The organism is Tahibacter sp., assembly GCF_035481375.1.
Classification (GTDB): Bacteria; Pseudomonadota; Gammaproteobacteria; order Xanthomonadales; family Rhodanobacteraceae; genus Tahibacter.
Genome location: NZ_DATIGT010000255.1, coordinates 1 through 10,975, shown reverse-complemented (window position 1 = coordinate 10,975; position 10,975 = coordinate 1). Strand labels below are relative to the sequence as shown.

The window sequence follows — 10,975 nt, the reverse complement described above, 5'->3', positions numbered from 1 at the left end:
CGTGCAGGGCGAGATCGCCGGCCGCGCCGCGGCCGGCAGCGCCGGCGCGTCGTTCGCCGTGAACATCGCCCGCGCGCGCAGCGCGCATTTCGCGCGCGCACTGCGCCGCGCGTTCCCGCTGCGCGACGAACTGCGCCGGCTCGCGGCCGACGACACGATCATCTGCCGCTGCGAAAACGTGCGCTATGCGCAGGCCAGCGCCTGCCGCAGCCAGCGCGATGCGCGCCTGCAGACGCGGCTGGGCATGGGCCACTGCCAGGCGCGCCTGTGCGGCGGCGCCAGCGAATTCCTGTTCGGCTGGGAGGCGGCGACGCCGCGCCCGCCGCTTGCGCCCGTCCGCATCGCCAACTTCACCGTCAACCGTTCCGAATCCCCTCCACAGGAATCCGCATGAGCACCATCTGGCACGGCGTGCTGCCCGCCATCACCACGCCGTTCGACACCGACCTCGCGATCGACCATGCCTTCGTCACGCAGCACGTGCGCTGGCTCGTCGACAGCGGCAGCAAAGGCATCATTCCGTGCGGCTCGCTCGGCGAAGGCGCAACGCTGTCGTACGAGGAAAAAGTCGCGCTGATCAAGACCTGCGTCGCCGCCGTCGACGGCCGCGTGCCGGTGATTCCCGGCATCGCCGCGCTGTCGACCGACGAGGCCGTGCGCCTGGCCAAGGCCAGTGCCGACGCCGGCTGCGGCGGCCTCATGGTGCTGCCGCCGTATGTCTATTCGAGCGACTGGCGCGAAATGAAGGCACACGTGTCGGCCGTGATCGGCGCGACCGCGCTGCCGTGCATGCTCTACAACAATCCGCCGGCCTACAAGACCGACTTCACCGCGGCGCAGGTCGCCGAACTCGCGACCGAGCACGCGAACCTGCAGGCGGTGAAGGAATCCAGCGGCGATTCGCGCCGCGTGACCGCGCTGGTCGCGCTGCTCGGCGAGCGCCTGCGCGTCGGCGTCGGCCTCGACGACATGGTCTGCGAAGGCGTCGCCGCCGGCGCGGAGTTCTGGGTCGCCGGCACGGTCAACGCGTTGCCGAAGGAATCGATCGCGCAGTTCGAACTCGCGAAGGCCGGCCGCTGGGACGAAGCGCGCGCGTTGTATCGCTGGCATCTGCCGCTGCTGCGGCTGGACACCGTCGTGAAGTTCGTGCAGCTCATCAAGCTGATCCAGCAGGAAGCGGGCATGGGCAACGAGCGCGTGCGTCCGCCGCGTCTCGAACTCGTCGGCGCCGAGCGCGAGGAAGCGCTCGCGATCATCCGCAAGGCGCTGCGCGAGCGGCCGGTGATCTGAGCGGTCGCGGCAGCGCGCTGGCGGCGGGCTCGTCGCCAGCGCGTCGGTCGTTCCGCCCGCGCTGTCGTGCGGGTCCGGCCGCCGCGTGTGGGCGCGTCATCCGAAACAAAGCAAAGGTATCGCGATGTATACAATTGGCGGGGTTTCCCTGATTGCCGGCGTGCCGGGCGAACGCGGCGGCACGCCGTTCCACGGCGTCGATCCGGCGACCGGCGCGGCGCTGGAACCGGCGTTCCACAGTGCGAGCGCGGCGGACGTCGAACAGGCCGTGCGGCAGGCCGCCGCGGCAGCGCCCGATCTGGCGGCGCGCAGCGGCGCCGAGCGCGCCGCGCTGCTGCGCGCGATCGCCGGCGAACTCGACGCGGCGCGCGCCGATTTCGAACGGCTCGTTCCGCTGGAAACCGCGTTGCCGCCCGCGCGCGCGGGCGGCGAACTCGGACGCACGATCGGCCAGTTGCGCCTGTTCGCCGATCTCGTCGCCGAAGGCAGCTGGGTCGACGCGCGTATCGACCATGCCGACCCGCAGCGCCAGCCGCTGCCCAAGCCCGACGTGCGTTCGATGCGCCGGCCGCTCGGTCCGGTCGTCGTGTTCGGTGCGAGCAATTTTCCGCTCGCGTTCTCGGTCGCCGGCGGCGACACGGCCAGCGCGCTCGCGGCGGGCTGCCCCGTCATCGTCAAGGCGCATCCGGCGCATCCGGCGACGAGCGAGCGCGCGGGTGCGGCGATCGCCGCGGCCGTCGCGCGCTGCGGCTTTCCGGCCGGTACGTTCTCGCTGCTGTTCGACGCAGGCTACGAAGTCGGCGCGGCGCTCGTGCGGCATGCGTCGGTCTGCGCGGTCGCGTTCACCGGCTCGACCGCCGGCGGCCGCGCGCTCATGGACATTGCCGCCGCGCGTCCGCGTCCGATTCCGGTGTTCGCCGAAATGGGCAGCATCAATCCGGTGTTCGTGCTGCCGGCCGCGATCGCCGCGCGCGGCGCCGCGATCGCCGAGCAGTTGCATGCGTCGGTGCTGCAGGGCGTCGGCCAGTTCTGCACGAGTCCCGGCGTGATCGTCGTACCGGCCGGGCGCGACGGCGACACGCTGCGCGATGCGTTGCGCGAGCGTTTCGCCGCGTCGTCGGCCGCGCCGATGCTGACCGCCGGCATCGCACGCAAGCATGCGTCGGGCGCGCAGCACCTCGCGAGCCGGTCCGGCGTGACGTCGCTCGTCGCGCCGGAGCAGCAGGACGGCACCGCGCAGCCCAGCCTGTTCGAAGTCGAGGCCGCACGCTTCATCGCCGATGCCGATCTGCACGAGGAAGTGTTCGGCCCGACCAGTCTCGTCGTGCGCGTGCGCGACGCGGCGCAGACGCAGGCCGTCGTCGCTGCACTGCCGGGCCAGCTCACCGCGACGCTGATCGCCGACGCCGATGATGCGAGCATCGCGGAGCCGCTCGTCACCGCGCTGTCGAACGTCGCCGGCCGCGTGCTCATGAACGGCGTGCCGACCGGCGTCGAAGTCTGCGCGGCCATGGTGCACGGCGGACCGTACCCGGCGAGTTCCGACGCGCAGAGCACATCCGTCGGCACCGCCGCGATCGAACGCTTCGCGCGGCGCGTCTGCTACCAGAACGTGCCGGATGCGTTGTTGCCCGAAGCGCTCAAGGAAAGCAATCCGCTGGGCATCGCGCGGCTGGTGGACGGCGCGAGGAAGTGATGAGCAGGTTGGGTTGAGCCGCAGGCGAAGCCCAACCCACGCCGTTCACTTCACGCGCCTGCCGTGCTTGATCACGAGATCGACGCGCTGCAGCAGCGCGATGTGCCGCAGCGCGTCGCCGCGCACGGCAATGAGGTCGGCGTATTTGCCTTCGGTCACGCTGCCGTAGTCCTTGTCGGCCCTCATCGCGACGGCGGGCCAGTAGGTCGCGGCGCGGATCGCGTCGATCGCAGGTACGCCGAGGCGGTTCACCCAGACCTCGAGTTCGTGCCAGGTGCTGTCGCTGTGGAACTTCATCGGGATGCCGGAATCGGTGCCGACGAGCAGCAGCGCGCCGCTCTTGCGCAGCTGGCCGAACTTGGTTTCGAGCGTCGGCCAGCGCTGCGGCGTCTGCTGGAAATACGAGATGCGCTCCGGGTGCGCGAGCGAGCCGCGGATGTCGGCGACGATGTCCGCGGTCAGGCCCTCGTGCCAGCGCGTGTCGTCGATGTGTTCGTGGTGTTTTACCACATAGGGAAAGTTGTACAGGCCTTCGATCGTCGGCGTCCAGAACAGCGGTCCGGCGGACATGTTCGCGGTGCGCGCGCGCAGCGCGTCGATGACGTCGTCGGGATAGCGCGGCGCGGCGGCCAGTCCGGTGTGTTCGAGGCAGTCGGCGCCGTATTTGAGTGCGCGGCGGATTTCCTCGGGCCGGTGCGCGTGCGCGACGACGGGCTTTCCGTGCCTGTGCGCTTCGTCGATGACCGCGGCGACTTCGGCTTCGCTCATCTGGTCCTGGTCGATGAGCTTGATGACGTCGACGCCTGCGTCGGCGAGGCGCTTGACCTTCGCGCGCGCGTCGGCCGGAGAATCCACGCCCCAGCGGAACGCCTCGGTGCCGGGGTAGGGCTTTTTCTGGATGAAGGGTCCGGAGACGAACAGCGTCGGCCCTTCGATCTCGCCGCGGCGGATCGCTTCGCGCACGGCGATCGATTCGGCCAGCGGCGCGCCGAGATCGCGCGCGCCGGTCACGCCGGCATGCAGCAGCTGCTTGGCCGACGCCGGCATGATCGGATCGCGCAGCCGGCCGATATAGGTCTTGTCCCAGTGCGCGTAGTCGGCATGACCGTTGATCATCAGATGCACGTGCATGTCCCAGAGCCCGGGCAACACGGTCATGCCTTCGGTCGAGATGACCTCGGCGCCGGCCGGAATCGCGATCTCGCCGGCGCGGCCGACCCGGACGATGCGTTCGCCCTCGACGACGACGACGCTGTTCCCGATCGGTTCGCGCAACGTGCCGTCGACGAGCGTGCCGCCGACCAGGGCCAGCGTGGCGGCCCCGGCGGGGACGAGAAACGAGGCCAGCAGGACAGCGACGGCGGCGGCAGCTTTCATGGACGGCTCCGTGGCGGGGGAGCCCGATTCTGTGCCGCACGCGACGGCGGCGGCAATGCGGTGCGGCGATCGCCGCCGCGATGGATCAGAACGCGTCGCCGCCGGCGGAGATGGCCTGTTCCATGCGATCGCCGAGCGGACCCATTTCGTTGATCAGCAGGTCGATTTCCTCGACCACGAGATTGTCGTAGGGGCGGTTCTCGCAGAGCTGCAGATACGGCGAGCCGTCGAGATCGCTGACGGCGAGATAGCCCATGCGCTGTTCCCAGTTGAAGCGCAGGCAGCGCTTCGCGTCCATGCCGGTCAACGGACCGATCGGCGTGGAGATGCGCAGGAACTTGCGGCCGTCCTCATGATCGAGTTCCGAGAGATAGATGCCCTGGTGACGCGTGCCGTTGTCGAGCAGCAGATCGAAGCTGATCAGGTACGGATCGTTGATGCGCAGCTGGTGCTTGGCGCTGATGTGCGAGCGGATCTGCTCGAAGCTGTGCATGGACGACTCTCCAGTAGGTAATGGCGCGTATGCTACCGTGCCGGCAGCCGCTGAGTGGCGCGGATGGGGGCAGCGCGTGGCGAAACAAGACTTGACACGGAAGGCGGCTTCGACAGTAACCGCACCGGCCGGCGAGGCCGCTGCAGAGGCGATCCGCGCCGTGGTCCTGCGCATTCCTGCAGGCCAGGTCAGCAACTACGGCGAAGTCGCTGCACGTGCGGGACTGCCGGGCCGCGCGCGTCTCGTCGGCAAGGTGCTCGGCAAGACGCCCGACGGCGTCGAGGTGCCATGGTTCCGCGTGCTGCGCGCCGACGGCCGCATCGCGTTTCCGCCGCAGTCCAGGCCCTACCGCGAGCAACGCGCGCGGCTGATCGAGGAAGGCGTGCGCGTCGAGCGCGGTCGTGTCGATCTCGCGCGGTTCGGCTGGGAGCGCAATCTGGATGTTGCGATCTGGGCGCCGCCGGTCGATGCAGCGGCGTCGCGCAAGCCCGCAGTCCGCCAGTCCGCGGGCAAGTCTGCCGCGAAGAAGAACCCGCCCGAATCCGCCGCGAGGAAGACGGCACGCGAGCCGGCCGCGACGAAGACCGCTCGCCCGTCCGCTCGCAAAGCCGCCCGCTGATCCGACCGTCGCGCCGACAGGGCCGGTCGTCGCCGCCGAGCGCGCGGATGTGCGCCGGTTCGCGCTTGTGCGCGATCCCCGCCGCTAGGCTCCGCCGCACTGCCGCCGGTCGGACGACGCTCCGGATTCGTGACGGCAAACACATTTGCGCTGTTCGCTTCGTCGCGCCGGCGTCGTTGCGCTGCGTATCGAGTCCAGATGTCATTGGGAGCTACGCATGCAGACGGATCCGTTGGTCGTTCGCACTCGCTGGCGCCGCCGGCTGTGTGCGGTGCTTCTCGCCTGCGCCGCGCCGTTCGCGCAGGCGCAACAGGCAAGCCACAGGCCCGACGCGATCTGGCGTCACGGCTTCGAGGCCGTCAACGCCGGTCCGTTCACCGACGCGGAAGCCGCACGGTTCCTCAATCAGGCGACCTACGGCGCGACGCTGGCCGATATCCAGCATCTGCGCCAGGTCGGCTACGAGGGCTGGTTCGCCGAGCAGTTCGCCGAGACGCCGTCGTACCAGGCGCCGTATCTCGACTGGGTGCGTGCGCAGAACCAGGGCGTCTATCAGCAGCAGCGTCTGGAAGCCTGGCTGATCAACTCGATCGGCCTCTACGATCCGAGCAATCCACCGCGCGTGCACAAGGATCAGCTGCGCCAGCGCGTCGCGTTCGCGCTGTCGGAGATCTTCGTCGTCTCCGACCAGAACCCGGGCCTGCTGCTGCAGGCATGGTCGACGGCGAGCTGGTACGACATGCTTGCCGAGAACGCGTTCGGCAGTTACCGCGACCTGCTCGAAGACGTGACCCTGCATCCGGCCATGGGCGTCTATCTGTCGATGGTCGGCAATCGCAAACCCGATGCGGCGCTCAACATCCGGCCCGACGAGAACTACGCGCGCGAGATCCTGCAGCTGTTCTCGATCGGGCTGAAGCAGCTCAACCTCGACGGCTCGCCCGTGCTCGTCAATGGCCAGCCGGTGCCGACCTACAACCAGAACACCGTGCGCGGCTTTGCGCACGTATTCACGGGCTGGAACTTCAACGACTGCTCGACCGGCGAATATCCCGACTGCGTCGGCGAATACCACAATCCGTGGGAGTCGTCGGTGCGCGACGCGATGCTGCCGTTCGAGGCGTATCACGACACGACGACGACCAAGCAGCTGCTCGTCTATCCGAATGCGCAGCCGCCCGGCGGCGTGCTCGCGCCCGGCGGCACGGCCGCGCAGGAGCTCGACGTCGCGCTCGACAACATCGCCGCGCATCCGAACGTCGGGCCGTTCATGTCGCGCCTGCTGATCCAGCGCCTGGTCACGAGCAATCCGAGCCCGGCCTACGTCGCGCGCGTCGCCGGCGTGTTCAACAACAACGGCGCCGGCGTGCGCGGCGATCTGCGCGCGGTGGTCAAGGCGATCCTGCTCGATCCCGAGGCGCGCTACGGCTATTCCGGCACCGGCGCGGACCGCTACGGCAAGCTGCGCGAGCCGCTGCTCAAGCTCGTGCAGCTCTGGCGCATCACCGCGCCGCGTTCGGTCAACGGCCGCATCAATCTGCTCATCGATCCGTCGCTGTGGTACGGCCAGACGCCGCTGCGTTCGCCGAGCGTGTTCAATTTCTTCCGGCCGACCTTCCAGCAGCCCGGCGAGATCCGTGATCTCGGCCTGCACAGCCCCGAGTTCCAGATCGCGACCGACACGATGCTCGTCGCGACGCCGAACGATATCGACTGGCGCATTTTCTATTTCTACATCGGCAGCACCTACAGCTATGCGCAGGATCCCGATCAGTTGCTGATGGACTACGGCGCGACCCTGAATCCGCTCGCGGGCGATCCCGGTGCGCTCGTCGACCGGCTCAACCTGCTGCTGATGTCGGGGCAGATGTCGCCGTTCATGCGCAACACGCTCGTCACGCGCCTGAACGCGCTGTCGAACGCGAACGGTGGACGCGACCGCGTACAGCATGCGCTGTATCTCGTGCTGAATTCGCCCGAATACTCGATCCAGAAATGAGGCCGCCGATGAAATCCGATCGCCTGAAACTTCATCGCCGCACCTTTCTGCGCCAGTGCCTGCACGGCGCGCTCGGCGGCGTCGGCGCCTATGTCGGCGCGCACTCTGCGCTGGGCAGCCTCGGACTGCTGAACGCGGCAATGGCCGCGGGCAGCGGCACGATCTTTCCGGACTACAAGGCGCTGGTCTGCGTGTTCCTGCACGGCGGCAACGACAGCTTCAACACGATCGTGCCGCGCGATGCCGCGCACTACGGCATCTATGCAGCTTCGCGCGGCGCGCTCGCCGTGCCGCAGAACCAGCTCATCGCGATCGATCCGCTCGCGAGCGGCCTGCCCGGCGACGGCGCGCTCTATGGCCTGCATCCGCAAATGACCGATCTCGCCGGCCTGTTCGCGGCCGGGCGCGCGGCGATCGTCGCGAACGTCGGCACGCTGGTGCGGCCGATCACGCAGCAGCAATACCTGCAGGGCAGCGTGCCCGTGCCGCCGCAGCTGTTCTCGCACGAGGACCAGGCCAATATCTGGCAGACCTCGCGTCCCGACGACGGCAACGCGAGCGGCTGGGGCGGACGCATCGCCGATCTGATGCATTCGGGCAATCCGAATCAGACCCAGTCGATGCTGGTGTCGCTCGAAGGCCAGGCGCTGTTCCAGCGCGGCGATGTCGTCAACCAGTACGTGATCGGCTCCTACGGCGTCGAGGAGATCGGCTATCTCAACGAGTGGGGCAACGATGCCGGCGTGACCGCGTTCAACGCGCTGCTGCAGGACGGCACGCAGAGCCATGTGTTCGAGCGCAGCTACGCGCGTGCGATGAACAGCTCGATCGCGAACTACGAAGCGATCGGCGCGGCGCTGGCTGCCGCGGGCAACGTGACGACGGCGTTTCCGGACTCGCGGCTCGGCCGCCAGCTGCACATGGTCGCGCGGCTGATCAAGGCACGCACCGCGCTGAACATGCGCCGGCAGATTTTCTTCGTGAGCCTCGGCGGCTTCGACACGCACGGCAGTCAGGCCGCCGTGCATCCGGGGCTGCTCGCGGACCTGTCGCAGAGCCTCAAGGCGTTCTACGACGCGACCGTCGAACTCACGCTCGCCGATCGCGTCACGACGTTCACGGCATCGGACTTCGGCCGCACGGTGTCGATCAACGGCGATGGCACGGACCACGGCTGGGGCGGCCATCACGTCGTCGTCGGCGGTGCGGTGCGCGGCCAGCGCTTCTTCGGCCGCATGCCTTCGCTCGCGCAGAACGGCAATCCCGACGACGCGGGCTACGGCCAGCTGATCCCGACGCAGTCGGTCGACCAGTACGCCGCGACGCTCGCGCGCTGGTTCGGCCTCGGCGAGACCGGCATCGACGACATCCTGCCGAATCTCGCGAACTTCACGAGTCGCGACCTGGGGTTCATGACGGCGACGTAATCGCGCGGACGCGTGGCCTTTCTCGACGCGCGGAATTGCCGGCCGTAGGTTGGGCCGAGCGCAGCGAAGCCCAACACCGGCGTCTTCGCGCGCCGTACGAAAGCCGAAATACCTCGGTGCCGGGCTTCGCCTCCGGCTCAGCCCAACCTACGTATCGCCGTTCACGCGTGCGGCGCATTCGCCGATCCACCGCTGCACGAGCGTCGCGGCCCAGCGCTGGTTGCGGCTGGCGGCCGCGGCGCCGGCGAGTTCGCGCATGGCGGCGAGGCGTTGCGCAGATGGTGTCGCGCGGCAGTCGAGCAGCGCGATCGCGACGGCGGCGGTACCGGTCGCGGATCGGTCCTTGAACGTTCCGGTCGCCGCGGCCCGCGCCGCCTCGTCGTCGCCGCCGGCGACGAGCGCGACGACGCGCAGGGCCTGCAGCGCGCGCGTGCGCGCATGCGTGGCACCGAACAACGCGGTCTCGCCGGCGATGCCTTCGTCGAGTTTCGCGACGGCCGCGGCCGGGTTGCCGACGATCAGTTCGAGCGAGGCGAACTGCGCGAGCGCGATGCCGAGATCGCCGTGCGGGGATCCCCAGAACGTGCGGCCGCGCGCGAGCACTTCGTCGAACAGCCGGCGCGACTCATCGTATTTGCCGAGATCGCGCAGTACCCAGGCGAGATTGAGCCGGATCTTGAGCGCGCGCGCCGGATGCGCGTCGCGCTGTCCGTCGGCGATGCGGTCGGCCTCGCGCAGCAGCGTCTCGGCGCGCGCGCCGTTGCCGTCGAGGAGTTCGAGCGTCGCGAGATTCGTCAGCGCCGCGGGCCGCACGTCGGTGCCGTCGCGGTCCGGCGGCGGCCGAGCGGCGAGCACTTCCTCGAAGCGCTCGCGCGCGAGCGCGGTGCGGCCGAGCTGCTGCAGCGCGAGTCCCGCGGTGTTGCCGAGATCGACGAACGCGACGGTGTTCTGCTGCCCGTCGCGGCGCAGCCGCGCGCGGCCTTCGTCGAGGATCGCAACGGCTTCCTCGGAACGGCGCAGGTCGTAGAGCACGCCGCCCCATTTGGATTCCGCATCGGCCGCGTCCAGCGTCCAGTCGGGACCTGCGGCGCGCAGGCGCCGCGTCGCCTCGGCGAAGAGTTTCTCGGCGTCGTCGTTGAGACCGAGCGCTTCCTGCGCATCGGCGACGGCGGACAGCAGCAGCCCCGACAGGTTCTCGCGGTCGCGCGTCGTGCGCGGCTGCGCGAGCAGATCGCGTGCGGTCAGCTCCAGCAGCCGCTTCGCGCTGACGTCGCCGTCGCGCACTTCGGCCGGCGGCAGCTTCGCGAACATGTCGGCGAACAGCCGGCCGACCTCGCGCGCGCGGTCGCGCTCGCGCTGCGTCTGCGCGAGCTGCGCGTCGAGCCGATGCACGTGATAGCCGGCGAAGGCGAGGGCGGCCGTGCCGGCCAGCAGCACTGCCCAGTAGCGGCGCAGGCCGCGGCGCAGCCGATAGCCGCGCTCTCCGCGGCGCGCCTGCACCGGTTCGCGCGCGAGGTAGCGTTCGAGATCGTCGCGCAGCGCGTCGGCCGAGGCGTAGCGGTCTTCGGGCCGCTTGCGCAGCGCGCGCAGGCAGATCGCGTCGAGATCGCCGTCGGTGCCGTCGCGCCGCGACGGCGGCGCGGGCTCGTGTTCGAGGATCGCGCGTGTCAGCGCGGCCGCGCCTTCGGCCTGCGCATATGGCGAAGCGCCGGCGACGAGTTCGTAGAGCAGCACGCCGAGCGCATAGATGTCGCAGCCGACGCCGACGCGTTCGCCGCGCACCTGTTCCGGCGCGGCGTAGCGCAGGGTCATGAGGCTGCCGCCGTCGGCGGTCGTCGTGCCGTTTTCGCCGAGGAGCTTCGCGATGCCGAAGTCGAGCAGCTTCGGCACGCCGTCGCTGCCGACGAGCACGTTCGCCGGTTTGATGTCGCGATGCACGATCAGCCGGCGGTGCGCATAGGCGACCGCGTCGGCGAGATCGCGCACCAGCGCCGCGCGCGCGCGCCGGTCGAGCGCGTGCTGCGCGCAGAAATCGTCGATGCGCGCGCCGTCGATGTAGGCCGTCACGAGGAAC

At 69.7% G+C, this 10,975-nt stretch carries 7 protein-coding genes and 2 pseudogenes; 6 read left to right on the top strand and 3 right to left on the bottom strand.

Annotation, left to right across the window (positions count from 1 at the left end; genetic code table 11):
* The 3 genes and pseudogenes from VLF18_RS16760 to VLF18_RS16750 all read left to right on the top strand — a co-directional run.
* Positions 1–394, top strand: a pseudogene (locus VLF18_RS16760) (oxidoreductase); the annotation flags it as partial.
* The gene (locus tag VLF18_RS16755) at positions 385–1,290 is read left to right on the top strand and encodes a dihydrodipicolinate synthase family protein (RefSeq protein WP_325280772.1); all 906 of its coding nucleotides are present in this window, start codon (positions 385–387) and stop codon (positions 1,288–1,290) included. The pseudogene VLF18_RS16760 and the gene VLF18_RS16755, both read left to right, overlap by 10 nt.
* Positions 1,291–1,414: 124 nt before the next feature.
* Positions 1,415–2,986: an aldehyde dehydrogenase (NADP(+)) gene (locus tag VLF18_RS16750; RefSeq protein WP_325280771.1), complete on the top strand. Its 1,572-nt coding sequence runs from the start codon at positions 1,415–1,417 to the stop codon at positions 2,984–2,986.
* Between the two features lie 45 nt (positions 2,987–3,031).
* Here the strand turns inward: VLF18_RS16750 and VLF18_RS16745 are convergent, their stop codons facing one another.
* Both VLF18_RS16745 and VLF18_RS16740 read right to left on the bottom strand, forming a co-directional pair.
* A complete protein-coding gene (locus tag VLF18_RS16745) occupies positions 3,032–4,363 on the bottom strand; it encodes an amidohydrolase family protein (RefSeq protein ID WP_325280770.1) in 1,332 nt (443 codons plus the stop codon).
* 85 nt (positions 4,364–4,448) lie between these two features.
* On the bottom strand, positions 4,449–4,856 hold the full coding sequence (locus VLF18_RS16740) for a hypothetical protein (protein ID WP_325280769.1): 408 nt from the start codon (positions 4,854–4,856) through the stop codon (positions 4,449–4,451).
* Between the two features lie 91 nt (positions 4,857–4,947).
* On the opposite strand from VLF18_RS16740, the pseudogene VLF18_RS16735 reads away from it, so the two are divergent.
* From VLF18_RS16735 to VLF18_RS16725, 3 genes and pseudogenes are all read left to right on the top strand, one after another.
* Positions 4,948–5,316: pseudogene (locus VLF18_RS16735) on the top strand (MGMT family protein); the annotation flags it as partial.
* A gap of 376 nt (positions 5,317–5,692) precedes the next feature.
* The gene (locus VLF18_RS16730; RefSeq protein ID WP_325280768.1) at positions 5,693–7,474 is read left to right on the top strand and encodes a DUF1800 domain-containing protein; all 1,782 of its coding nucleotides are present in this window, start codon (positions 5,693–5,695) and stop codon (positions 7,472–7,474) included.
* Positions 7,475–7,482: 8 nt separating this feature from the next.
* Complete coding sequence (locus VLF18_RS16725; RefSeq protein ID WP_325280767.1) at positions 7,483–8,901, top strand: DUF1501 domain-containing protein; 1,419 nt, start codon at positions 7,483–7,485, stop codon at positions 8,899–8,901.
* A gap of 147 nt (positions 8,902–9,048) precedes the next feature.
* On the opposite strand, the gene VLF18_RS16720 is transcribed toward VLF18_RS16725, so the two are convergent.
* On the bottom strand, positions 9,049–10,975 hold a 1,927-nt coding region (locus tag VLF18_RS16720; RefSeq protein ID WP_325280766.1), incomplete at its 5' end, for a serine/threonine-protein kinase.

Excerpts from the sequence above, each read along its gene's own strand:
- VLF18_RS16750 (WP_325280771.1), top strand. The coding sequence starts at position 1,415 with ATGTATACAATTGGCGGGGTTTCCCTGATTGCCGGCGTGCCGGGCGAA.
- VLF18_RS16745 (WP_325280770.1), bottom strand. The coding sequence starts at position 4,363 with ATGAAAGCTGCCGCCGCCGTCGCTGTCCTGCTGGCCTCGTTTCTCGTC.
- VLF18_RS16740 (WP_325280769.1), bottom strand. The coding sequence starts at position 4,856 with ATGCACAGCTTCGAGCAGATCCGCTCGCACATCAGCGCCAAGCACCAG.
- VLF18_RS16730 (WP_325280768.1), top strand. The coding sequence starts at position 5,693 with ATGCAGACGGATCCGTTGGTCGTTCGCACTCGCTGGCGCCGCCGGCTG.
- VLF18_RS16725 (WP_325280767.1), top strand. The coding sequence starts at position 7,483 with ATGAAATCCGATCGCCTGAAACTTCATCGCCGCACCTTTCTGCGCCAG.